We start from the raw sequence: 24,822 nt of genomic DNA on the forward strand, positions 1-24,822 counted from the left end.
CAGACGCGACTGTGTGAAAATGTGACGTTGTCTGCCCTACAACTGTGGGTTACACCGATTCCAGGCGCAGCTGATCCCCGTCGGGGCTGCGACTGGGGAGTGAAAAGCGTGTCGACATCAGGATCGCAACCGGCCATGGGGCGGGTTGAATTCATCGCATTGATGGCAATGATGTTTGCCACCATCGCCTTTTCCATTGATGCGATGCTGCCCGCTCTGCCCGATGTTGCGCGCGAGCTGACACCCGAAGAACCCACACGCGCGCCCCTGATCATGACCTCCTTCGTGCTGGGCATGGGGATTGGGACGTTTTTCACCGGGCCGCTGTCGGACGCCTTTGGGCGGCGCACGGTGATGGTCTGTGGCGCAGGGCTCTACATGGCGGCCTCGGCCATCGCCTGGGCCAGTTCCACCTTCGAAATTGTACTGGCCGCGCGCATCCTGCAGGGTCTGGGCGCTGCAGGGCCACGCGTCGTCTCCATCGCCATCATCCGGGACCTCTATGCCGGTCGGGAAATGGCCAAAATCGTGTCCATCGTGATGATCATTTTCACGCTGGTGCCCGGGTTTGCGCCGACGCTGGGCTATTTCATCATTGCCACCGAAGGATGGCGCGGGATTTTTGCGGCCTTCATCGTGTTTTCCGCCATATCAGTGCTCTGGCTGGGCCTGCGCTTGCCCGAAACACTGGCGCGCGAAGACAGACGATCGTTCAGGCCGCGCCTGATGCTGGCCGCAGTGCACGAGATGTTCGCCCACCCCATCGTGCGCCTGTCGATCGTGGTGCAGACGCTGTGTATGTCGATGTTGTTCACCGTGCTGATGCTGATCCAGCCAGTTTATGAACAGATTTACGACAAGCAGGATACCTTCCATTTCTGGTTCGGGGGCATTGCGCTGGTCTCTGCAGGCGCCAGTTTTCTCAACGCAATGCTGGTGATGCGGCTGGGCATGCGGCGGCTGATTACCATGGCGCTGGCAGTACAGATTGTGCTGTCCATCACCGTTCTGATTCACAATGAGACCCATGGGGGCACGGCCTTTGCCATTTTCGCCCTTTGGCAGGCCTATCTGTTCTTTCAGGCTGGGTTGACCATCGGCAATCTCAACGCCATCGCGATGGAACCGATGGGGCATATCGCGGGCATGGCCGCCAGCGTGATCGGGTCCGTCTCCACGGTGCTGGCCGCCGCCATTGCCTCGCCCATCGGGCTACTCTTCGACGGCACGGTGCGGCCGCTTGTAGGGGCGGTCTTCGTGATGGCCTGCTGTGCGTTTCTGGTGATGCGCTACATGGGGCGGATCGAGGCGCGGCTACCTGCCGAGTGATCAACTTGCCTTGGCGCGTTTGGCTTTCTTTTCGGCCACGACCTTTTCCGCCAGATCACGGGCAATGGCAAAGGCCCCCTTGATCTTATCCGCATCCGCTTTCCAGTCACGGCGCACGACAATCTTGTTGTCCTTGACCTTCGCCAACCCGCGCTGATCCTGAATGAACTCGACCAGCCCCTTGGGGGAGGCGAATTTATCGTTGTGAAACTGGATCGTGGCACCCTTGGGCCCGCCATCGAGCTTGGCAATCCCGGCCCTCTTGCACATCGCCTTTATCCGCACCACGAGCATCAACGTATTGACCTCCCTTGGTAATTTTCCAAAGCGGTCAATCAGTTCAGCGGCAAACCCTTCCAGTTCGACCTTTGTCGTCAGGCTGCTGAGGCGGCGATAGAGGCCCAGGCGCACGTCGAGATCGGGCACATAGTCTTCGGGGATCAGCACCGGCACGCCAAGGTTGATCTGCGGTGCCCATTGATCATCCGCCTCGCTGAGACCTTCCATCTCGCCTGCACGGATCTTGGCAATCGCCTCCTCCAGCATGGATTGATAAAGCTCGAAACCGACGTCACGCATCTGGCCAGATTGTTCCTCGCCCAGCAGGTTGCCCGCGCCGCGAATGTCCAGGTCCTGGCTGGCCAGCGTGAACCCGGCGCCCAGCGTGTCGAGGCTGGAAAGCACCCGCAGCCGCTTTTCCGCCGTATCCGTCAGCTTGGTGCGCGGTTTGGTGGTGAGATAGGCATAGGCGCGGGTTTTTGACCGCCCGACCCGCCCCCGGATCTGGTAGAGTTGTGCAAGACCGAACATATCCGCCCGGTGCACGATCATCGTATTGGCGGTAGGGATATCGAGGCCGGATTCCACAATGGTCGTGGCCAGCAGCACATCGAATTTCCCGTCGTAGAACGCATTCATCCGGTCGTCGAGCTCGCCCGCCGCCATCTGCCCATGCGCCACCACATAGGTCAGTTCGGGCAGCTGATCCTTGAGGAATTCCTCGATCTCCGGCAGGTCGGAAATGCGCGGCACCACGTAAAAGGACTGCCCGCCGCGATAGTGTTCACGCAGCAGCGCCTCACGCAGGGTGACGGTGTCGAATTCGCTCACATAAGTGCGGATCGCCAATCGGTCTACCGGCGGCGTGCCGATGATGCTGAGGTCGCGCACGCCGGTCAGGCTCAGCTGCAGGGTGCGCGGAATCGGTGTTGCGGTCAGGGTCAGCACGTGGATGTCGCTGCGCAGCTGCTTCAGCCGTTCCTTGTGCGTCACGCCGAAATGCTGTTCCTCATCAATGACCAGCAGGCCGAGGTTCTGGAACCGAATGCCCTTGGCCAGCAGCGCGTGGGTGCCGATCACGATATCCACGGTGCCGCGCGACATGCCGTCCCGGGTCGCGTTCGCTTCTTTGGCAGAGACAAAACGGCTGAGCTGGCGCACGTTGATCGGGAAACCTCGGAACCGTTCGGCAAAGCTCTTGTAGTGCTGCCGGACCAGCAACGTCGTCGGTGCGATCACCGCGACCTGCACGCCGGACATGGCCGCCACGAAAGCCGCACGCATCGCCACCTCGGTCTTGCCAAAACCCACGTCGCCACAGACCAGCCGGTCCATCGGGTTGCCGGAAGTCAGATCGTCAATGACCTCGCCGATGGCGCGCAGCTGATCATCGGTTTCCTGATAAGGAAAACGCGCGGAAAAGGCATCCCACATGCCCGGCGGCGGCTCCAGCACCGGCGCCTTGCGCAACGCGCGCTCGGCGGCAATGCGGATGAGTTTATCAGCGACTTCGCGGATGCGCTCTTTGAGGCGCGCTTTCTTGGCTTGCCACGCGCCCCCGCCCAACCGGTCGAGCAGGCCCTCTTCATGACCGTATTTCGACAGCAGTTCAATGTTCTCGACCGGCAGATAAAGCTTTGATCCTTCAGCATATTCCAGCAGGATACATTCATGCGCGGCCCCCGCGGCGGTGACCACCTCCAGCCCCTTGTAGCGGCCAATTCCGTGATCGACGTGCACGATCAGATCGCCGGGGCTGAGCGATTGCGTCTCGGTCAGGAAGTTTTCCGCACGGCGTTTCTTGGCCGGGCGCCGGATCAGCCGATCTCCAAGCACGTCCTGCTCGGAAATCACCGTGAGCCCCGGCGCCTCGAACCCGTGCTCCAGTGCCCAGACCGCCAGATGCAGCCCGCGTTTGCCGATGCGTGTGGCGTCCGGGACCGGGATCGCCTCGGCGACACCTTCGTCTTCGATGAGGCCGGTCAACCGCTCGCGCGCACCCTCGGAGTAGCTGGCGATCAGGACCGGCCCTTCCGCCAACTTTACCTTAACATGTGCCGCCAGAGCCCCGAAAAGGCTCAGCGATTCCTGTTGTCTCTCTGGCGCAAAACTGCGTCCGATGCGGGCACCTGCATCGGTGACACCCAGGCCCGTCGGTTGCGGAAGGGCGGCCAGCTGCAGCATGCGTCGCGCGTTTGTTGCCTGTTCCCAGGCGGCGTCATCCAGATAGAGCGCGTCCGGCGGGCTTGGCTTATAGACGCTGTCCATCTTGGACCGGTTCGCCATGGCAAGGCGCCGGGTCTCGTATTGATCCGCGATGCTCTCCCATCGGGCCAACCGGCTGGGCGTGACCTGATCATCCAGCGTAACGACGGCGTCCGGCAGATAGTCGAAAAGCGTCTCCAGCCTGTCATGAAAAAACGGCAGCCAGTGCTCGGCGCCCTGATGCTTGCGCCCGGCGCTGATGGCCTCATAGAGCGGATCGTCGGTGCCTGCGGCGCCAAATTCGATGCGGTAGTTCTGCCGGAAACGGGTGATTGCTGCTTCGTCCAGAATGACCTCCGACACCGGGGCCAGTTCCACCAGACCCAGCTTTTCGGTGGTCCGCTGCGTGGCCGCGTCGAAACGGCGCGCGCCATCCAGCACGTCGCCAAAGAAATCCAGCCGCACCGGCCCCAGATCGCCCGGCGGATAGATGTCGATGATGCCGCCCCGAATTGCGTAATCGCCCGGTTCCGTCACCGTGGGGCTTTGCACGAACCCCATGCGCACGAGAAATTGCCGCAATGCCGCCTCGTCCACGCGGTCCCCCACACGGGCGGTAAAGGCCGCATCCTGGAGGGTCGCGCGCGCCGGCACACGCTGGGTCGCGGCGTTCAGCGTGGTCAGCAGGATGAACTGCGCCGGCATGCCGTGCACGAGCCCCGCCAGCGTCGCCATGCGCTGCGCAGAGATATCAGCATTGGGCGACACCCGGTCATAGGGCAGGCAATCCCAACCGGGAAAGGTGATGACCGGCATGTCGGGCGCAAAGAATCGCAAGGCAGCCCGCATCGCCGCCAGCCGCTTGTCATCGCGGGCGACGTGCAGGATCGGTGCCTTCTGCCGCTCCAGCTCGGACAGCAGGAAACGCGCGTCATACCCTTCGGGCACGCCGGAAACGGTGATATGCTTTGGATCAGCCATGGCCTGCTTCAATTGGCTTTTGACCGCGTGGTGTCAACTGCTCAATGGGCCAATGGACAGGTTTTGATACATGCCCCAGAGCGCGGTGACGAAAATCGAGATCATGCCAATGATCTGAACATAGAGGCGATGTCGTGTCAGACGACGGCGTAACAACTCTCCGTTGGCGCTCTCCTGGTGGATGAGCCGCGCGGTGGAGAGCGATAACAGCCCCACGATGGACATTGGCAAGCCCATTAAAAACAGCGCCTGCGCGATTTCCAATGCGTAAAAGAAGCCAAGCACCCCGAACGCCGTGAGCAGGAAACACCCAAGCCCCAGCAGCCAAAGGCCAGAGACATTGGCGATGAACAAGAGCCGGTTGGTGTTGATGCGCACCATATCCTCAAGGTCCTGTTCTGCCTGCCCACCATAACGGCGCGCGCGCAGGACCATATCGTAGGGCACGCCAAGCACCCAGTGGCTGGCGGTGGACCACAGAACTGCCAAGGCGATCCAGAACCACAGGTTCGAGAAGGACCGCATGTCTATGAGTTCAAAAACGTTCTGGTAGAAGCTCAAGGGGGTACGCTTTTGTTATGTGTTTTGACCCTCTTAGCGATAGGGCGCGGCAATTCCTACCCTTGGCTTGCGGAAAAATACATGGCAGTCATGAAGTGTCACCCAAACTGGACATCTCCCATGCGCCCTACTCAAAGCTCCTTTCCAGCAACCCGATTGCGCCGCCTCCGGCAAACGCCAGCTATACGTGCGCTGACCCGTGAAAACAGTCTGAGCGTGGATGATTTCATCTGGCCGGTCTTTGTCCGTGCAGGCACCGGAATCGAAGAGCCGATCCCGTCCATGCCGGGGGTCTTCCGCCGCTCGGTCGACAAAGTGGTTGGCGCCGCACGCGAGGCGGCAGATCTCGGGATACCGGCAATCTGCATCTTCCCCTACACCGGAATCGAAGAGCGGACGGAGGATTGCGCCGGAGCCTGGGATCCGGACAACCACGCCAACCGGGCCATCCGTGCAATTAAAAAAGCGGTGCCGGAGATCGCGGTGATGACGGACGTGGCGCTCGACACCTATAACATCAACGGTCATGACGGATTTGTCGAAAACGGCGAAATCGTGAATGACCGCACGGTTGAGGCGCTGGTCAAGATGACGCTGGCGCAGGCGGACGCGGGCGCGGATATCATCGGGCCATCGGATATGATGGACGGGCGGGTCGGCGCGATGCGGCAGGCGTTGGAGGCGGCGGGGCATCAGAACGTGATGATCCTGAGCTACTCAGCCAAATACGCCTCTGCCTTCTATGGCCCGTTCCGCGATGCGGTTGGGGCATCGGGCGCGCTGACCGGCGACAAGAAAACCTATCAGATGGACCCCGGCAATTCCGATGAAGCCCTGCGCCTGATCGAGCGGGATTTGCGCGAAGGGGCGGATATGGTCATGGTGAAACCGGGCATGCCCTACCTAGATATCTGCCGCCGGGTGAAAGACACCTTTGGCGCCCCCACCTACGCCTATCAGGTCTCGGGTGAGTTCAGCATGATCCAGGCCGCGGCCGAACATGGGTGGATCGACGGCGAAAAGGTCATGATGGAAAGCCTGATGGCGTTCAAACGCGCAGGCTGCGACGGCATTCTGACCTATTTTGCGCCAGCGGCGGCGCGGGTGCTGAACGGACAGCGATAAGCTGCGCAATCACAGACGTTTTCAGTGACACCGTCCCGCAATCAGCGTATGTTCGCGCACAAGTCGGAAAAACCGGCAATCGAGCAACAAAGTACAGGCGGATGACATGAATACTCCAAATTTCTCTCGCAGGGGGTTTACCCTTGGCGCGTTGGCGACCGTGTCGGTCACGGCGGCTTGCGGCAATGGGATCGGGTCGCGCGGTGCGGACACGATTGATGCGCGGGTCGATGCGACCCTGGCAGAGATGTACCGAAGCTATCCGAACACCCGAAATCTTGCGGATAAGGCGAACGGCCTGCTGGTGATGCCACTGGTGACCAAGGCAGGCTTTGGCTTTGGCGGTGCCTATGGGCGCGGCGCGCTGCGGGTCAACGATGTGACAGTGGACTATTACTCCACTACGCAGCTGTCAGGCGGGTTGCAGATTGGTGCACAGCAATACGCACATGTGCTGTTTTTCCTCACCGAAGAGGCGTTGACCAGCTTCCGTCAGTCTCCCGGCTGGGCCGTGGGTGGCGACGTCGAATATGTGATCTCGGATCAGGGCGATGGCGTCAAGGCGGACAGCACCACTGCCCTCGCGCCGGTTCAGGCGGCGGTTTTTGGACGCGCTGGCCTGTTGATCGGGGCGACGCTGCAAGGCACGAAATACAATCGCATTATTCCCTAAGGCATAAAGCCCCGCTATCTGGCGGGGCTTTATTACTCGGATCAGAGCGCCTGCAGACGTTTGAAGAGGCTGGAGGTATCCCAGCGCCCGCCGCCCATTTTTTGAACATCCTTGTAGAACTGATCGACCAGCGCCGTGACCGGCAGACTGGCGCCCGTCTCATTTGCGGTAGACAGGCAGATGCCGAGGTCCTTGCGCATCCAGTCGGTGGCGAACCCGTGGTCGAAATGGTCGTCCAGCATGGTCTCGTAGCGGTTGTCCATCTGCCAGCTGCCGGCCGCGCCCTGGCTGATCACCTCGACCACGGCGCGACCGTCCAGACCGGCCTTGTCGGCGAAATGCAGTGCTTCGCTCAGCCCCTGGACCAGACCGGCGATGGCAATCTGGTTGCACATCTTGGTCATCTGGCCCGCACCGCTGTCCCCGATGCGGCGGCAGATCTTGGAATAGACCTCCATCACCGGCAGCGCCCGGTCATAGGCACCCTCGTCGCCGCCACACATGATCGACAGCGCCGCATTCTCGGCCCCCGCCTGCCCGCCCGAGATCGGCGCATCGACAAAGCTCACCTGTTTTTCGTTCGCCGCGGCATAAAGCTCACGGGTCACGGCGGCGGACACCGTTGTGTGGTCCACAAAGACCGTCCCGGAGGTCATCCCGGCAAATGCCCCGTCCTCTCCAAGACAGACCGAGCGCAGGTCATCGTCGTTCCCAACACAGGACATCACGAAATCCGCGTCCCTGACGGCCTCGCGCGGGGTTTTTGCCATCGTACCACCATAGGTGGAAACCCAGTCGTCCGCCTTGGTTGCAGTACGGTTGTACACGGTCACGTCGTGGCCAGCCTTCTGCAAATGCCCGGCCATCGGCCCCCCCATGACGCCCAGTCCCAAAAATGCCAGCTTGGCCATATGATTACCCTTCCCGTATTCAATGTTGCTTTACGTTCTTCTCCTACCTAACAGTCAGGGCAATAGGGTCAACAAAACGACGCATATTCGATAGGTGATGCACAGATGGGTCTGCTCTTTACTTGGTTGATGCGATTGGCAGCGGCATCGGTGGTGCTCGTGGTGCTGGGTGTCTGCATGGTGTACTACCTCGCCTCGCGGTCCCTGCCGGATTACGACAAGGTGCTGAAGCTGCCCTATCTGACGGCGCCGGTCGAGATCGTGCGGGACAATGCCAATGTGCCGCATATCTTTGGCGAGGCCGATCCGGACGTGTTCTATGCCCTCGGCTACGCCCATGCGCAGGACCGTCTGTGGCAGATGACGATGCTGCGCCGCACCGCGCAGGGGCGCCTGTCAGAGGTGTTTGGCACGGCAACCGTGAACATCGACAAACTGGTGCGGCGGCTGGACATCTATGCGCGCGCTGTCGCCTCGGTCGATGCGCAGGATGACCGTACGATGCTGCTGTTACGCGCCTATGCCACCGGGGTGAATGCACGGCTGGACGAGATCAATTCAAGCGCTCTGGGCCGGGGCGCGCCGGAAATGTTCATCTTCAACGCGCCGGTGTCTGCGTGGCGTCCGGCGGATTCGCTGGCGATCATCAAGCTGATGGGGCTGCAGCTGTCGGGGCATCTGGACAAGGAAGTGCTGCGCGCGCGTATGTCGCTTGCGCTCTCTGATGCGGACCGGCTCGCCGATATCCTGCCGGATGCGCCCGGTAGCGGTATCGCCGCCCTGCCGGAATATGCGCAGCTGGTGCCCGGCGTGTCGCGGTTCGCCGAAGCAACCGAGATGCCCACGCATCCGCTGTCGCCTTTCAACCGCAGCGTCTTTGCGGGGGCGTCCAATGCCTGGGCTGCTGCCCCCACGCGCTCGGCCTCGGGCGGGACCCTGCTGGCCAATGATCCGCATCTGGGCTTTACCGCCCCGGCGATCTGGTATCTGGCGCGGCTGCAGCTGCAATCGGGCGGTGTCATCGGGGCCACGATCCCCGGCATGCCTCTGGTGCTGAGCGGCCGCAGCGAGGCGCTTGGCTGGGGGCTGACCTCGGCCGGGATGGACGATCAGGATGTCTACATCGAAGCGTTGAACCCGGAGAACCCGGAAGAGTACCGCACGCCCGATGGCTACAAGCGGTTTGAGACCCGGGGGTCCATCATCAACATCAAGGACGAGACCCCGATCACCATTACGCTGCGCTGGACGGATAACGGCCCGGTGTTGCCTGGCACACATTACAATCTGGCGAGCATCACCCCGCCGGGTCATGTCGCCTCGCTCGCCTGGACGGTGCTGAGCCCGAAGGATACCTCCATGGCGGCTGCCCTGCGTTTGATGGAGGCGCAATCGGTGCAGGACGGCATAGACGCGATCGAAGGGTTTATTGCGCCTGCCCAGAACCTGATGCTGGTGGACCGTGAGAACATCGCGATGAAGATGATTGGCGCAATGCCAAGGCGGGATGTGCAGCACCAGAGTCAGGGGCGTTTGCCCAGCCCCGGCTGGATCGAGGCGAACCGCTGGCAGGGCCGCCTGCCCTATGCGTCGAACCCCTCCTTTGTGGCGCCCAATGGCGGGATTCTGGGCAATTCGAACAACAAGATCGTGGACAGGCCGTTTCCGAACCACGTTTCCTTTGACTGGGGCGACACGCAGCGGGTGCAGCGCTGGCAACGGTTGATGCAGGCACGCGAGGTGCATACCCGCGACAGTTTCATCGAGGCACAGCTGGACACGGTCAGCTTCACCGCGCGGTCGCTGCTGCCGCTCATTGGCGCGGAACTGTGGTTCACCGGGGAAGCGGCCCCGGAAGGTACACCCCTGCGCAAGCGGCAACGCGCCCTGACCTTGCTCGCGGGCTGGTCGGGCGAGATGAACGAACATATGCCCGAGCCGCTGATCTATATGGCGTGGCTGCGCAGCCTGCAGGCGCGCATGGTGCAGGACGAGCTGGGGCCGCTGGCCAGTGAACTGACCCATGTAGAGCCGCTTTTTATCGAGCGGGCTTTTCGCGACATCGACGGTGCCTCTGTCTGGTGTGACGTGATTCAATCCGCGCCGGTGGAGACCTGCGCCGATATGGCGCGGCTGGCGCTGGACGACGCGCTGATCTGGATCGAGGAGACCTGGGGCCCGGCGCTGGAGACGCTGCGCTGGGGCGATGCGCATCAGGCGACCCATGATCATCCCGTGCTGGGAGAGGTGCCGATCTTGCGGTTCTTTGTGAACATCCGACAATCCACCAACGGGGGCGACAACACCCTGCAGCGGGGCCTGACCAGTGGTTCGGGGCCTGATCCCTTCCATAACGTGCATGGTGCGGGGTATCGCGGGGTCTATGATTTTGCCGATCCGGACAGTTCGGTCTTCGTGACCTCGACGGGACAGTCGGGTCACTTCCTGTCGCGGCATTACGATGATCTGGCCCAGTTGTGGCGGCGCGGCGAATATATTCCGATGTCTCTGGATGAAGATCTGGCGCGGGCGGCAGCCGTGGGTGTCACTGTCCTGCAGCCGCGCCCCTGACGCCATGGGCCGCGTCATCCTGTTTCACAAGCCCTTCGGCGTGCTGTCGCAGTTCACCGACAAGGGGACGGCAGGATCGCCGCGCCCGACGCTCTCTGCTTACATCGACGAACCCGGCTTTTACCCGGCGGGGCGGCTGGATAAGGACAGCGAAGGCCTGATGGTGCTGACCGATGACGGCAAGCTGCAAGCGCGGATTGCCAATCCCAAGTTCAAGATGGCCAAGACCTATCTGGTTCAGGTGGAAGGTACGCCCGATGCCGCGGCGCTGGAGGCGTTGCAGCGCGGGGTCACATTGAAGGATGGCGTGACCAAACCTGCGGAGGTCGATCAGATTGAAACCCCCGACCCGCTTTGGCCCCGAAACCCGCCGGTGAGGTTTCGCAAGACCGTGCCCGATGCCTGGCTGCGCATGACCATTCGCGAAGGGCGCAACCGGCAGGTGCGGCGCATGACGGCGCATGTAGGGTTGCCCTGTCTGCGGTTGATCCGGGTGCAGGTCGGGATATGGAAGCTGAATACGCTGAGCCCGGGCGCGTGGCGGTTCGCGTCGGAAGGTGGCCCATAGGCCCACCCTACCTGCTGTTTGCGGCTGTGTCAGAGACGCTCGAACTGGGCCTCTTGTTGCACGGTCCAGCGCACGGTGATGTCAAAGCCGTCCTCGGTCTGCTGTTCCGCCTCGACCAACTCGTGATCGAAGAGCCATGCGCGCTTTTTGCCGTCAGCGTAGCTGAGATGCAGGTCGGCCTGACGTTTGGCGCCCTGTATCTGCGTCGTGATCGCATCCAGCAATGGGGTGACACCCGTACCTGTGAGGGCGGAGATGGCAAAGACCACGTCGTCCCGGTCTGCGCGGGCGCGCATCGCGTCTGCGGCCTCTTCGTCGAGCAGGTCCAGCTTATTCCAGACCTCGAAGCTGGGACGCTCCTCTTCCACGCCGAGAGAAGTCAGAATATCCCGTACGTCCCGCGCCTGCTCTTCTGTTTCCGGGTGCGAGATATCGCGCACGTGGCAGATCACGTCCGCGGCCAGCACCTCTTCGAGCGTGGCGCGGAAGGAAGCGACGAGTTCGGTCGGCAGATCGGAAATGAACCCCACCGTGTCCGAGAGGATCACCTCCGGCCCGTCGGGCAATTGCACCCGGCGCATGGTCGGGTCGAGCGTGGCAAAGAGCATGTCTTTGGCCATGACCTCCGCCCCGGTGAGGCGGTTGAAGAGAGTGGATTTGCCAGCGTTGGTATAGCCCACCAGCGCCACAATCGGATAAGGCACCTTGGCGCGGGCCGCGCGGTGCAGGGCGCGGGTTTTCACCACCTTGTCAAGTTGACGGCGCAACCGCACAAGCTGCTCATCGATGGCGCGACGGTCCGCCTCGATCTGTGTCTCGCCGGGACCGCCGACAAAACCCAACCCGCCCCGCTGGCGCTCCAGGTGGGTCCAGGCCCGGACCAGCCGCGTGCGCTGATAGCTCAGCGCGGCCATCTCCACCTGCAAGACGCCCTCGCGGGTTGCGGCACGGTCGCTGAAAATCTCCAGGATCAGCCCGGTGCGATCAAGGAGCTTAACACCCCAGGCCTTTTCAAGGTTGCGCTGCTGCACGGGGCTTACCGGGCCATCCACCAGTACCAGTTCGATCTCCTGTTCGTGCAGGGTTTCCTTGATGTCGTCGATCTTGCCGGAGCCGAAGAGCATGCCGGCACGGACAGTCTTGAGCGGCACGACCTCGCCGCCGACCACCTCGAGCTCCGGCAGGGCGCGGGCCAGCGAAATCGCCTCGGCCAATCCATGATCGGCCAGACGACGGTTCGGATCTGATTTGATGTCGGGATGCAAAACCCAGGCGCGGGTGACCCGCGCGGCCTCGTCATTCTCGACTTGAAATGGCGCTTTGCTCAAGAAGCGTCTTCGCCCTCATACAGGCTGATCGGCTGGCTCGGCATAATGGTGGAGATCGCGTGCTTGTAGACAAGCTGGGATTGACCATCGCGACGCAGCAACACACAGAAATTGTCGAACCACGTGATGACACCTTGCAGTTTCACCCCGTTGATCAGGAAAATTGTCACAGGAACTTTTGTCTTGCGCACATGATTCAGGAACGCATCCTGAAGGTTCTGTCTGTCCGACGCCATTTTAGCACTCGCCTTTTTTCTTGCCGGAGCCCGCAGATCGAGCCCGCCCCTCTGGCGCAATTATGGAACGCCAGTCAAGGAGATTCCACCCCAAAAAACAGTCCGTTACGGACCTAAAAAATGGGACCGTTCAGGCCCGCCACAAATCAGGGGTCAAAAGGGCGACAATTGCAAGGGTTTCAAGACGGCCAAGCACCATGGCTGCGCAGAAAACCGCCTTGGCCGCGGTGCTGAGTTCCGTCAGGACGATGGGTGCGTCGGCCGCCAGTGCGGTCAGCGGGCCGGTGGTGGACAGACCTGCGATGCTGAGGACCAGCGCATTTTCAAAGGACACGCCGAGCAGCGCCAGCAGGATCGTCAGCAGGGCCAGCGTCAGGGCAAAAAGCATGAAGAAAATCCATGCGATAAAGGCCCCGTTGCGCTGCAGGCGCCGGGTGTCGCTGCCCGCACCGCTGACCGAAGAGGGGTGTACCAGACGCTCCATTTCGCGCAGCCCGTTCAGGTAGAGCGCAAAGACGCGCAGCAGCTTCACGCCGCCCGCCGTTGTGGCCACCCCGCCGCCGATCAAGGCCAGCCCCATGAGGATCAGCCCCGGTGTGTCGAGACCGGACCAGGCTTGCGTCTGGGCCCAGTGTTCACTGGCAAAGCCGGTGGTGGTCAGGAAGGACATCACGGTGAAAACCGACCCCCAGAGCGCCAGAGCGGCCTGCGACAGATCGTCTTCGGCGGCGACATCAAAGGCGCCCAGCCAGTGGCGGAAGAAAAGAACCAGCGGCACACCAAGGATCAGGACGAGCCCAAGACGGAATTCAGGATCGGTGCGCAGCCCGCCCTGTGTCGCGGTGATGGTGTCGGAGGAAAAGGTCAGTCGCGACAGGGCAAAGAACATGAAGAGCAGCGCCAGCGCCTCGCCTGTGACGCCCGAGCCGCTGAATTCCACGCCGCCCACCGGGGAAATCCCCGACGTGGCCATGACCGACATCGCATGGCAGAGCGCGACGAGAGAGGCGTCACCGCTGATCATCAACAAGACCCACAACAGCAGCGTCAGGCCGATGTAGATTGGCAGCAAGGCGGCAGTCACCCGCACCAGCCTTTCGCGCGGGTTGGCTCGGCCATTCAGGCTGGTGGCGGCTTCGCGTTGCCCTGGCTCGGCCTGTGCCGTGACCTCGAAGCCGCCCAGATTGAGCGGGGCGAGGATTGCCGAGGCGGCGATCCACATCACGGCACCGCCCATCCAGCCGACCTGTGCGCGCCAGAGGTGCAATGTGCCGTCCAGCCGCTCGGGGTTCTGAAAGAGGGTCGCGCCGGTTGTGGTGACAGCACTGACCATTTCCATGTAGGCGTTCATGAATGTGGTGGTGCCCAGGCCTTCGTAGAAGGGAATGGCCAGGAAGGCCGGCAGAAACACGAAAGTGGCAAACAATGACAGCAGCGTGCCAAGGGCACCGTGACGCGGCCTGCGGCCTGCATGGGCAATGGCGATCAGCACGAAAGCGGTGATGCCGAGGATGCCACTGTAGAAAAACATCCGTGCGGTATCGAGGTTGCGCACCACGCCGCCGTGCAGCGCCGGGACCAGCATCGCGACTGCGGCAGCACCGAAGATCAGCAGGAACAACGGCAGGTCCATAAGCTGATCAAAGGCGCTGCGGCGTTTCTGGATGGAACGAATCCGGCCCACGGGTCAGAAGAAATCGATGGAGACCTGCATCAGCCGCTCCACCTCTGGCACGTCGCCCGCCAGCGCAAAGATCGCCACCACATCGCCTTCATCGATGCGGGTCGAGCCCAGCGGGCGGATCACCTCTTTGCCCTTGCGCACCGCGCCGACCAGCACGCCCTCGGGGAAATCGATCTCGGAGATGCGCCTGCCCGCCAGCGGCGAGGTCGACATTACTTCGGCCTCGATCACTTCGGCCTCGGCATCGCCGATGGAATAGACCGCGCGGACCCGGCCATGACGGATGTGACGCAGGATCGAACTGACGGTTGTGGCGCGCGGATTGATGTAGGCGTCGATCCCGAGCGGGGTCATCAGCGGCACCAGCGTCGGGTCGTTGATCAGCGCGATGGTATAGGGGCAGCCCTCGGCCTTGGCGCGCACGCAGGCCAGCATGTTGGTCTTGTCGTCATCTGTGATCGCCAGCATCGCGTCGGCGCGGGAAATTCCCGCCTCGGCCAGCAGCCCCGCATCGAGACCATCGCCGTTGAGCACAATGGTGCGTTCCAGCGCTTCGGCAGCCTTCTCTGCGCAGATGCGGTTTTTTTCAATCACCTTGGCGCGTACGCGTTTGGCCCGCGCCTCCAGCGTCTGCGCCACGGCCAGTCCGACATTGCCGCCGCCGACCAGAACCACGCGCTCCTGTTTGGTGACCTTCTTGCCAAAGATCTCCAGCGTGCGGGGAATGTCATCCACATGGGTGAAGACATAGCAATCATCCCCGACAAAGAGCTGATCCTTGGCCTCCGGCGCGAAGAGCGATCCCTCGCGGCGCACGCCCACAACCGTGGCGCGCAGGGTGGAGAAGAGATCGGTCAGCTGCCGCAGAGGCGTGTTCACCACCGGGCATTCTTCCTCGATGGTGATGCCCATCAGATGTGCCTGCCCGTTCATGAACACTTCGGTGTCAAAGGCCGCAGGCGCCGAGAGACGCTGCAGCGCCGCGGCGGCAACCTCCTTTTCCGGACTGATCACCACGTCGATGGGCATGTGGTCGCGGCGGTAGAGGTCGGAATAGATCGCGTCCAGATAGGATTTGCTGCGCAGCCGGGCAATCTTGCGGTTGATGCCGAAGACGGAATGGGCCACCTGGCAGGTGACCATGTTGACCTCATCCGAATAGGTCGCGGCAATCACCATCTCCGCATCGCGAGCCCCTGCCCGCTCCAGCACATCCGGATAGCTTGCGAAGCCCGCAATCCCCTGCACGTCCAGCGTATCGGTTGCCCGGCGCACCAGATCGGGGTTGTTGTCGACCACGGTGACATCGTTGCGTTCGCCCGACAGGTGGCGTGCAATTTGCCAGCCGACCTGCCCCGCGCCACAGATAATCACTTTCATGCGCTCTTACGTCCTTCGAGCCATTTCGCGGTCTTCTGAATGGCAGATGCCCTCTGGGCGGTCAATTCAATTGTCCTTTCCCGCGCGGCAGGGCAAACTGGGTGCATGATCTCTTTGCGTTTTCTCTTTGTGCTTGGTGTTGGTCTGCTGGTCTGGACCGCCTGTGCCCCTCTGTCGATCTATCATCGCGAAGGCGTGCCCGTCAGCCGCATGCAATCCGATCTGCTGGCCTGCGAAATCTCGGCACTGGCCGATGTGCCGGTCGCCAATCAGGTGCGCCGTGAGCCGCCGCGCTACATTCCCGGTCGCCGGATCTGCAACGCGGATGGATCGTGTTACACGCGGGGCGGCTATTATGTGCCCGGCGAGGTGTATACGGTCGACGTCAATCTGGGCCTGCGTAACCGTGCAGAGCAACAGTGCATGGCCAACCAGGGCTACAGCCCTGCGACCATTCCGAATTGTCCGAACGGCGTATCCCGCGCCGCGCCAAAGGGCGCCACGCAGGTGCTACCGCGTTTGTCCTCGCAAAGCTGCGCGATCCGCAATGATGACGGCTCGTGGCAGATTGTGACCCAGGCGGGCTGATCAGGTCGCATTTGGGCTGGAAGTCGGGGCGCGGCCTTTCTACAGCTTGGCCCATGAACATCCCGAATCTCCCGACACCCGATCTGCAAGCCACCAAATCCGTTATCCGTGACCACTACGCGGCGCTCTCCCAGGCGACGCCGCAGGATGTGGCCACGATCCTGTCGCAGCACATGGCCCCGGACTGCCATTGGTACGGGATGCATCCATTTCACGAACAGACCGGGCCTGCTGCAATCGCGGAGGCGTTTTGGGCACCATTTCTGCAGGCGTTCACCTCCGTGCAGCGCCGCGAAGACATCTTTTTCGCAGGGTTGAACGAGATGGATGGGTTCCAGGGGCAATGGACCTGCTCCATGGGGCATCTGATGGGTCTTTTCGATGCGCCCTTCCTCAATATCCCAGCCACGCGCAAGATGGGGTTTCTGCGCTACGCGGAATTCAACAGGGTGGAAAACGGCCGGATCACGCAGAGTGCGCTGTTTGTCGATTTGCTGCATCTGATGCTGCAGGCGGGCCTGAACCCGCTGCGCGCGCCGCAAACCGGGGTGCATCTGATACAACCGGGTCCGATGACCCACGACGGTTTATTGCTCAGCCCGCAGAACGCGGCGGAAACGGCGCGCAGCTTGTCGCGCATCAATCAGATGATCGGGTCCATCAATCACGCCAATGCAAGCCCCGATCCGCTGCCACCCGAACAGGAACTGGCGCAGAACTGGCATGACGACATGATCTGGTGGGGGCCTGCGGGCATCGGGGCCACCTATACCATCGACCGCTACATCGAACAGCATCAGGGGCCGTTTCGCCGGGGCATATCCGGGCGCGCTTTCAACGGGCATCTTTGCCGGATGGCCGAAGGTACCTATGGCGGGTTCTTTGGCTGGCCCAACCTGACGCTGACCAATACGGGCGGCTTCATGGGCGTGCCGAAAAACGACACCCGCGCTGATATGCGTGTGGTGGATGTTTACCGGCGCGACGGTGACAAGCTGGCGGAGAACTGGATTTTCATCGACATGCTGCATTTTCTGAATATGCAGGGCGTCGATGTGCTGGCCGAGATCGCCGGGTAGCCTACTCCGCCGCCGTTTCCGTTTCCTCATCCACATGCGCCACGCGCGCCCCGGATTTGGCCGAAGTGACCACGCCCAGCGATTTCAGCTTGCGGTGTAGGGCGGATCGCTCCATGCCCACAAAATTCGCGGTACGGGAAATGTTGCCGCCGAACCGGTTGATCTGCGTAAGCAGGTATTCGCGTTCAAAGGCTTCGCGCGCCTCGCGCAGCGCCAGTGTCGCCAGGGCCCCGGAAAGCACCACGCGATTCTCGTCACCGCTGCCTTCATCGACACCGGGCAGCTCGCGCGCCTCGATCGCATCCTGACCATCGCCGAGGATCAGCACCCGCTCCACCAGGTTTTTCAACTGCCGCACGTTGCCGGGCCAGACCATGGTCTGCATCAACGCCTGTGCATCCTCGCTGATCTCGCGCAGCGGTAGACCCTGGGACGCGTTCATCTCGGCAATGAAATGTGCCGCCAGCGCCGGAATATCCTCGCGACGTTCTTCCAGCGACGGCACCGGGATCGGCACCACGTTCAACCGGTGATACAATTCCTCGCGGAAGGTCCCGGCCTGGATCGCCTGCTCCAGATTGCGGTTGGTAGAGGAAATCACCCGCAAATCCACCCGCACCTTGTCATTGCCGCCAACGCGCTGGAATTGCTGATCCACCAGCACGCGCAGGATCTTGGATTGCGTCCCCACCGGCATATCGGCCACTTCGTCGAAATAGATCACCCCGCCGTGGGCTTCCTCCAGCAGGCCGGGCTCCACCCCACGCTCCGGCGTTTCGCGCCCAAAGAGCACCTCTTCCATCCGCTCCGGCGCGACCCCTGCGCAGTTGACCGTGACAAAGGGCGCCGAGGCGCGGTTCGAATTGGCGTGGATATAGCGCGCGGCAACCTCCTTGCCGCACCCTGCGGGACCCGTCAGCATGACGCGCCCGTTCGATTTGGTGACCTTGTCCAGTTGCCCCACCAGCGCCCGGAAGGCCGCCGAGGTGCCGATCATATCCGATTTGGTCACGTCCCGGCGGCGCAGGCTCTGGTTCTCGCGGCGCAGGCGCGAAGTTTCCATGGCGCGGCGGATCACCACCAGCAGCTGTTCGATGTTGAAGGGCTTTTCGATGAAATCATAGGCCCCCTGTTTGATCGCGGCGACCGCGATCTCGATATTGCCGTGGCCGGAAATGATCACCACCGGCACATCCGGGTTGTCGCGCTTGACCGCCTTGAGGATATCAATGCCGTCCATCCGGCTGTCCTTGAGCCAGATGTCGAGGACGATGAGCGCGGGCGCCTCGGCGTTGATGGCGGCCATCGCATCGTCGGAGTTCCCGGCCAGCCGGGTGGCGAAGCCTTCGTCCTTGAGAATATCCGAAATCAGTTCCCGGATATCGCGTTCGTCATCCACAATAAGAATATCGCTCATCGGTCAGTTTCCTCCTGCTCAGGATGTGTTTCGGCGTCTATGGGGGAGCACGGCAAGGTGATCACCGCCATGGCGCCGGCATGGGTGTGGCCGTCAAAAAGCGGCGCATCTTCGAGGGACAGGCTGCCGCCGTGCTCCTCCATGATCTTCTTCACGATGGGCAGGCCCAGGCCGGTGCCTTCGCTTCGCGTGGTAACATAGGGTTCAAACAGCCGGGCCCGGTCTTCGGGCAGCCCGATCCCATTGTCTGCAATGGTGATCCGGGCCCGGTTCTCATCCGACGTCAGTGAAACTTCGATCCGCGGGGAATGATCTTCCGGCGCGCCCTTATTTTGAAGAGATTCAATAGCTTCCCCGGCGTTTTTGATCAAATTCGTCAGGGCCTGGCTGATCATGGTGGCGTCGAGGTCGGCGGTGATCGGCGTGTCTGGCAAGGTCATCGCAATCTTCACGCCCGGCTGTCCGGTCTGTTGCAGCAGCACCGCATCACGCAGCAGATCCTTGAGGTTCACCGGTTTGCGTTCTGGTTCCGGCATGCGGGCGAATTTGGAGAACTCATCCACGATCCGCCGCAAATCCGTGGTCTGGCGGACAATCACATCGGTCATCTGATCCAGCGTTTCGCTTTCCTCGCCCACCTTCGGGGAAAACTTGCGTTTGATACGTTCGGCGGAGAGCTGGATCGGGGTCAGCGGGTTCTTGATTTCATGCGCGATGCGGCGCGCCACATCGCCCCAGGCGGCCATGCGCTGTGCGCTCACCAGATCGGTCACATCATCAAAGGACACAACGTAGCCCTCCAGCGCACCGTCCTGGGCGCGCCGCGTCGCCATCCGAACCAGAAGGTTCTCCAGACGGCCCTGCCGCGACACCTTGACCTCGCCCTGGGCTACTTCGTTGCGCGATTGCACGATGGTTTCGAACATGGGGCCGAATTCGGGCACGGCGACCTTGAGCGCCAGCGATTCCTGACCGCCCTGCCAATCCAACAGGCGTTCCGCCGCGCGGTTCACGAAGGTCACCCGCCCACGCGGATCTAGGCCTACGACGCCGGAGGTAACGGAACTCAGCACGGAATCGAACAAGCGGCGGCGGCGTTCGATTTGTTCGGTGTTCTCCACCAATGTCTCACGCTGTGCTTTAAGTTGTCGGGTCATCTGGTTGAAATAACGACCTAACATCGCGATTTCGTCGTCACCTTCCTCCTCGCGTACCTGCACGTCGAGATCACCGGCCCCGACATGCTGCGCCGCCCCCGTCAGACGTCCGACCGGTCCGCTCAAACGTTCGGCAAACCAGAGCCCCAGCCAGATCGCTGCGAGGATCAGGATCAGGGCAAAGGCAAGATAGAGCAGCCCGAAATCAAAGAGCAGACGACCGCGTTCATCCTCCAGCTGCTGGTAGAACAACACGGTTTCCTTGGTTTCATCCAGCAGCGAGAGGATCTCGCCATCCACGTCCCGGCTGATATAGAGGAAACGGTCCACGAAGGCCGACAGTCGGACAAGCGCGCGAAACTCATTGTTGTCCCAATCCTCTATGACAACGACATCCTGTTCATCGGCGGCCTGCAGTTCCGCAAGGCTCGGGGGCTCATAGTCAAAGAGGTAGGAGCGATCCCCCCGCGCCCGAATTTCCCTTGTGCCGTCAATAAGATAGGCCTCGCGCAACCCGCGCTGGATCTGCCGCTGGCCTTCGCCAAGCATTTCGCTGTCGGAGATGTTGATGCCGGAGCGGCGCGCCTCATCCAGGCTTTCTGCAAGGGCCAGCGCATCTTCGGCTAGATCGCTCCGCTGTTCCGCCTCATAGGCTTGCGCTGCTGCAAGGGAGCTGCCCACCACTTCGCGCACCCGGTCGGAAAACCACCCCTCCAGCCCGACGTTCACCGTAAGCCCGGCAAAAATTGCCACCGTGACCGTGGGTATGAGGGCCAGCGAGGCAAAAACCCCGGTCAGCCGCAGGTGCAGCCGGGAGCCTGCAGATTTCGCCCGCCGCGCGGCGATCAAACGGCCGACCTGCGCCAGCACCAGCGCCGCCACCACAAGGACATAGACGAGATCGGCCAGAAGAATGAGGCGCAGTCCCAGCGTGTTGCTCGCCTGACCCAAGGGACCGAGCACCAGATAGGTCGAGAGCGCCAGAACCGGCCCCAACACCACAAGGCCGAGGGTCGCGAAATTGCGCACCTTGCGAATGCGGCGCAAACGCCCCAGCCGCAGCCATAGTGACCTTTCTACACGGGGATTCACCCGAAGCCCTCACTCATGATGTGGCGCTTGACGCGCCTTACCGCCTTATCTTGTGGTCCTGATCAGGGGTGTCCCCCAATGGCCACGCTTTGTGTGGCAGTTTTACATCAATTTTCGGCGGCGTGTCACCTCTATATCGAGGTCGGTGATCTTTTTTCGCAGGGTATTTCGGTTGATTCCGAGCAAATCGGCGCATTTTGCCTGATTTCCGCCGGTCGCTTCGAGGGAAATTTCGATCAAAGGCGCCTCCACCTCGCGCAGAATCCGTGTGTAGAGGCCTGCTGGTGGCAGCATGTTCCCGTGCAGGTCGAAATATCGCCGCAGGTGCCGTTCCACCGAAGCGCCCAGCTTCTCGGTATTGCCCGAGGCGCGCATCGGCTCCAGATCGGGCTGGGCGCCCAAGACTTGCTCCACCTCGCTGGCGCTGATTTCCGCCGCGCGGCTGGTGAGCCCCAAACGCCGGATCGCATTTTCAAGCTGGCGGACGTTGCCGGGCCAGGAATAGTTGCGGAAGATATCCCCGGCCTCGCGTGACAGCGCGCGCGGGGCGGCCCCGGCGGCTTCGGCCTTGGCCAGAAAATGATCCGCCAGGATCGGGATGTCATCCACCCGTTCGCGCAGCGCCGGGACCGTCAGCGTGGCCCCGCTCAGCCGGTAATAGAGGTCCTTGCGCATCTGGCCCGCCTCCATGGCGGCGTTCAGGTCCGACTGGCTGGTGGCCAGAAACCGCGGCGCGTACTCGCCGGGTGTATCCATCATATGCACCAGCCGCGCCTGCAGATCGGCGGGCAGATCAGCGATCTCTTCGACCAGCAAGGACCCGCCCTTGACCCGCGCCAGCAGCCGCGCCGGCCCCTCCAGATCCTGCAAATCCTCGGAAGACGCGGTGATGAACGGCAGGTTGCGCCGGTCGGAGAAATCATGAATTGCCCGTGCGATCAGCGATTTGCCCGTGCCGGACTCACCCCAGATCAGCACCGGCAGATCGGTGTTCATGACCCGCGCCACAACCCGGTAGAGCGCCTGCATCACCGCCGTGCGCCCCACCAGCGGCAGATCATCGGGCCGCGCCTCCGCCTCATCCGACATACGCCGGTTCTGCGGGCGCGTCTCCAGTGCGCGCGCCGTGCGTTTCATTAGGTCTGGCAGATCAAAGGGTTTGGGCAGGTAGTCATAGGCCTCTGCCTCCGCCGCCTTGATCGCCGTCATGATCGTGTTCTGCGCCGAGATCACGATGACCGGCAGGCCTGGGCGATCCTGCGAAATCTTGGGCAACATCTCCAGCCCGTTTCCGTCTGGCATCATCACGTCCGAAATCACCACGTCGCCCTTCCCCTCGGACACCCAGCGCATCAGCGTCGTCAGGCTGGAGGTCGCGTGCACCTTGCAGCCCGCGCGGGTCAGCGCCTGCGTCAACACTGTGCGGATCGTCCTGTCGTCGTCGGCGACCAAAATTGTACCATCCATCTGTCGGAACTCCTTTTACTGGCTTTGCTGAGCGGCCTTGGGCGCGCGAGGCAGGGAAATGCGAAAAACCGTCCGGCCGGGAATGGAGGTCACGGAAATCCATCCCCCATGGTCGGAAATGATCTTGCTGACGAGGGCGAGGCCCAGACCGGTGCCGTTCTCCCGCCCCGAGACGAAGGGATCAAAGACATCGCCCTTGATCGCCTCCGGAAGGCCCGGACCGTCGTCGATGATCTCGATCTGCAAGGGCAGCGATTGGCCGGTGCCATCGGCGCGGCGCAGGCGGAATGAGTGTTCGTAGTAGCTGTGCAACCGGATGGTGCCCTTGCTCTCGCCTGCCGCTTCGGAGGCGTTTTTCAGCAGGTTCAACACCACCTGCAGCAGCTGGTCCGGGTCGCCGTGCGCCAGCGGCAGCGAGGGGTCGTAATCCTCCACAATCTTCATATGCGCCCCGAACCCCAGGAGCGCGGAACGCCGCGCCCGGTCCAGCACATCATGCACATTCACCGGCTGAAAATCGGGCACGGAGAGGTTGCCAAACTGTTCCACCTGCCCCAGCAGTTTGACGATGCGGCGGCTTTCCTCGACAATTAGATCTGTCAGTTCAAGGTCTTCCGCGCCGAGATTCATGCTGAGCAGCTGCGCGGCGCCGGTGATGCCCGCCAGCGGGTTCTTGATTTCATGCGCCAGCATTTCTGCCATGCCGATCGCGGATTTAGCTGCGGATTTGACCGAATGGTTCTGCGTCATCCGCCCTGCCAACTCGCGCGGCGAAATCATCAGGATCATGTGATCGGGATGCCCGACAAGGGGCGCGACCTGCAGATCGGACTGCATCGGCGCGCGCTCCCCACTGCCCACATCGACATCATTCACAAAAAGCGGTGTGCCGCTGACACGGGCCCGCTCAAAGGCCGCCTCCAGCGGGTCGTTGACCGCGATCTGGTCCCAGACCGGCACGTCCCGGACAGATTTGGCCGAGACGTTCAGAAAGCCTTCGGCGGCGGAGTTGATGTCCACGATCTGGTCGCTCGGGCCGATGATCAATGTCGGCACAGGCAGGCTGGCCCAGATGGCGCGATCAGAGTTCATGCGGCCACCGAGTGTTCGGAATAACTGACCTCACGGAGCAGACGCATCGTTGTGTCAACGCTGTCCGCAGTCAGGATAGCCCGACGCAAGTGGTCCGCGGTGCCACAGATGTCCATGTACCACCCCAGATGTTTGCGGGCGACGCGCAGCCCGAGATCCTCTCCGTAAAACCGGATCATCGCGTCATAGTGGCTCTGCACCATTTGCGAAAAATCACCGCCTTGCGGGATGACAGGGGCAGCCGTGTCAAAGAGCTCATGCGCGATCTGCGCCAGCAGCCAGGGTTTGCCACGTGCGCCGCGGCCCACCATGACGCCGTCCGCGCCGGACAGCGTCAAAGCCTCGCGCGCCGACGTCCTGTCGACAATATCGCCATTCGCAATGACCGGGATCTGCACCGCATCCTTGACCTGCCGGATAGCCGCCCAATCCGCTTGGCCCTTGTAGAACTGGCACCGCGTACGCCCGTGAATGGTGATCATGGCAATACCTGCCTCTTCGGCCCGTTTGGCAATCTGCGGCGCGTTCAGCATCGTATCGTCCCAGCCCAGCCGGGTCTTGAGCGTCACCGGGATATCGACCGCCCTCACCACCGCCTCGATCAGCGTGAGCGCGTGATCGGGCGTGCGCATCAGCGCGGAGCCGGAATAGCCTTGGGTGACCTTTTTGGCGGGACACCCCATGTTGATGTCGATGACCTGCGCGCCCTGCCCTTCGACCATGCGCGCAGCCTCCGCCATTGGCGCAGCCTCGCGCCCGGCCAGCTGCACCGCCGTGCCGACATGGCCCAGGCCCAGCTCTGCTTTCTCCCGGCTTCCGGGGCGCGCGTTCAGCATATCGTGGCTGGCCACCATCTCCGACACCACCAGTCCCGCACCAAAAGACGCCACCAGCGTGCGGAACGGCAGATCGGTGATTCCGGCCATGGGCGCCAGAAGCACGGGAGGTGTCAAATCGAACGGCAGAGCAACTGAGGTCAAATGCTTAATCCTTGGGCACTGCCAACGCTTTATCAATTGAGCCGTATTTCCTCAATATTCCAAGGGGCTCAGGCACCGGCTGTCCGGTCAGTATGCACATTTTTTAAGCAAACAGCAGG

19 protein-coding genes are annotated in these 24,822 nt (G+C 62.1%); 7 read left to right on the forward strand and 12 right to left on the reverse strand.

Features of this window, described 5'->3' with window-relative positions; genetic code table 11:
* The first annotated feature begins 135 nt into the window (after positions 1-135).
* Positions 136-1,329 (forward strand): multidrug effflux MFS transporter, encoded by a 1,194-nt coding sequence (locus tag Q1A07_RS17880; RefSeq protein ID WP_299783566.1) that lies wholly within the window; start codon positions 136-138, stop codon positions 1,327-1,329.
* On the opposite strand, the gene mfd is transcribed toward Q1A07_RS17880, so the two are convergent.
* Together mfd and Q1A07_RS17890 are read right to left on the reverse strand one after the other, a co-directional pair.
* Positions 1,330-4,794, reverse strand: coding sequence for a transcription-repair coupling factor (mfd, locus tag Q1A07_RS17885; protein ID WP_299783375.1), 3,465 nt, complete (start codon positions 4,792-4,794; stop codon positions 1,330-1,332).
* 33 nt (positions 4,795-4,827) lie between these two features.
* The gene (locus tag Q1A07_RS17890; RefSeq protein WP_299783376.1) at positions 4,828-5,355 is read right to left on the reverse strand and encodes a component of SufBCD complex; all 528 of its coding nucleotides are present in this window, start codon (positions 5,353-5,355) and stop codon (positions 4,828-4,830) included.
* Between the two features lie 120 nt (positions 5,356-5,475).
* Here Q1A07_RS17890 and hemB point away from each other — a divergent pair, with 120 nt between their 5' ends.
* Both hemB and Q1A07_RS17900 read left to right on the forward strand, forming a co-directional pair.
* Positions 5,476-6,480, forward strand: coding sequence for a porphobilinogen synthase (hemB, locus tag Q1A07_RS17895; RefSeq protein WP_299783377.1), 1,005 nt, complete (start codon positions 5,476-5,478; stop codon positions 6,478-6,480).
* Between the two features lie 106 nt (positions 6,481-6,586).
* Positions 6,587-7,153: a YSC84-related protein gene (locus Q1A07_RS17900; protein WP_299783378.1), complete on the forward strand. Its 567-nt coding sequence runs from the start codon at positions 6,587-6,589 to the stop codon at positions 7,151-7,153.
* A gap of 41 nt (positions 7,154-7,194) precedes the next feature.
* On the opposite strand, the gene Q1A07_RS17905 is transcribed toward Q1A07_RS17900, so the two are convergent.
* Positions 7,195-8,064, reverse strand: a complete 870-nt coding sequence (locus tag Q1A07_RS17905; RefSeq protein ID WP_299783379.1) for an NAD(P)-dependent oxidoreductase — start codon at positions 8,062-8,064, stop codon at positions 7,195-7,197.
* A 105-nt stretch (positions 8,065-8,169) separates the two neighbouring features.
* Between Q1A07_RS17905 and Q1A07_RS17910 the strand changes: the two genes are divergently transcribed.
* Together Q1A07_RS17910 and Q1A07_RS17915 are read left to right on the forward strand one after the other, a co-directional pair.
* Positions 8,170-10,635: a penicillin acylase family protein gene (locus Q1A07_RS17910; RefSeq protein WP_299783380.1), complete on the forward strand. Its 2,466-nt coding sequence runs from the start codon at positions 8,170-8,172 to the stop codon at positions 10,633-10,635.
* 4 nt (positions 10,636-10,639) lie between these two features.
* On the forward strand, positions 10,640-11,203 hold the full coding sequence (locus tag Q1A07_RS17915; RefSeq protein WP_299783381.1) for a pseudouridine synthase: 564 nt from the start codon (positions 10,640-10,642) through the stop codon (positions 11,201-11,203).
* A gap of 29 nt (positions 11,204-11,232) precedes the next feature.
* On the opposite strand, the gene hflX is transcribed toward Q1A07_RS17915, so the two are convergent.
* From hflX to trkA, 4 genes are all read right to left on the reverse strand, one after another.
* Positions 11,233-12,531 carry a GTPase HflX gene (hflX, locus tag Q1A07_RS17920; RefSeq protein WP_299783382.1) on the reverse strand — a complete coding sequence of 433 codons (1,299 nt, stop codon included), beginning with the start codon at positions 12,529-12,531 and terminating at the stop codon, positions 11,233-11,235.
* Entirely contained in the window at positions 12,528-12,767 is a 240-nt protein-coding gene (gene hfq, locus Q1A07_RS17925; protein ID WP_007119530.1) for an RNA chaperone Hfq, read from the reverse strand. Before hfq ends, hflX begins: the two co-directional genes overlap by 4 nt.
* Before the next feature lie 130 nt (positions 12,768-12,897).
* Positions 12,898-14,400, reverse strand: a complete 1,503-nt coding sequence (locus tag Q1A07_RS17930; RefSeq protein WP_299783567.1) for a potassium transporter TrkG — start codon at positions 14,398-14,400, stop codon at positions 12,898-12,900.
* Between the two features lie 54 nt (positions 14,401-14,454).
* Positions 14,455-15,831, reverse strand: a complete 1,377-nt coding sequence (gene trkA / locus Q1A07_RS17935; RefSeq protein ID WP_195821980.1) for a Trk system potassium transporter TrkA — start codon at positions 15,829-15,831, stop codon at positions 14,455-14,457.
* A 105-nt stretch (positions 15,832-15,936) separates the two neighbouring features.
* Between trkA and Q1A07_RS17940 the strand changes: the two genes are divergently transcribed.
* Together Q1A07_RS17940 and Q1A07_RS17945 are read left to right on the forward strand one after the other, a co-directional pair.
* A complete protein-coding gene (locus tag Q1A07_RS17940; protein ID WP_299783383.1) occupies positions 15,937-16,419 on the forward strand; it encodes a hypothetical protein in 483 nt (160 codons plus the stop codon).
* 53 nt (positions 16,420-16,472) lie between these two features.
* Entirely contained in the window at positions 16,473-17,498 is a 1,026-nt protein-coding gene (locus Q1A07_RS17945) for a nuclear transport factor 2 family protein (RefSeq protein ID WP_299783384.1), read from the forward strand.
* Position 17,499: 1 nt separating this feature from the next.
* Here Q1A07_RS17945 and Q1A07_RS17950 read toward each other — a convergent pair whose 3' ends face one another.
* From Q1A07_RS17950 to dusB, 5 genes are all read right to left on the reverse strand, one after another.
* A complete protein-coding gene (locus Q1A07_RS17950) occupies positions 17,500-18,915 on the reverse strand; it encodes a sigma-54 dependent transcriptional regulator (RefSeq protein WP_299783385.1) in 1,416 nt (471 codons plus the stop codon).
* On the reverse strand, positions 18,912-21,164 hold the full coding sequence (locus Q1A07_RS17955) for a PAS domain-containing sensor histidine kinase (protein WP_299783386.1): 2,253 nt from the start codon (positions 21,162-21,164) through the stop codon (positions 18,912-18,914). Before Q1A07_RS17955 ends, Q1A07_RS17950 begins: the two co-directional genes overlap by 4 nt.
* 102 nt (positions 21,165-21,266) lie before the next feature.
* Complete coding sequence (locus Q1A07_RS17960; protein WP_299783387.1) at positions 21,267-22,631, reverse strand: response regulator; 1,365 nt, start codon at positions 22,629-22,631, stop codon at positions 21,267-21,269.
* Between the two features lie 15 nt (positions 22,632-22,646).
* A complete protein-coding gene (locus tag Q1A07_RS17965) occupies positions 22,647-23,723 on the reverse strand; it encodes an ATP-binding protein (protein ID WP_299783388.1) in 1,077 nt (358 codons plus the stop codon).
* Positions 23,720-24,703 carry a tRNA dihydrouridine synthase DusB gene (gene dusB / locus Q1A07_RS17970; protein WP_299783389.1) on the reverse strand — a complete coding sequence of 328 codons (984 nt, stop codon included), beginning with the start codon at positions 24,701-24,703 and terminating at the stop codon, positions 23,720-23,722. The genes Q1A07_RS17965 and dusB overlap by 4 nt, the downstream gene beginning before the upstream one ends.
* Between the last annotated feature and the right edge of the window lie 119 nt (positions 24,704-24,822).

The organism is uncultured Roseobacter sp. (assembly GCF_947492555.1).
Taxonomy (GTDB): domain Bacteria; phylum Pseudomonadota; class Alphaproteobacteria; order Rhodobacterales; family Rhodobacteraceae; genus Roseobacter.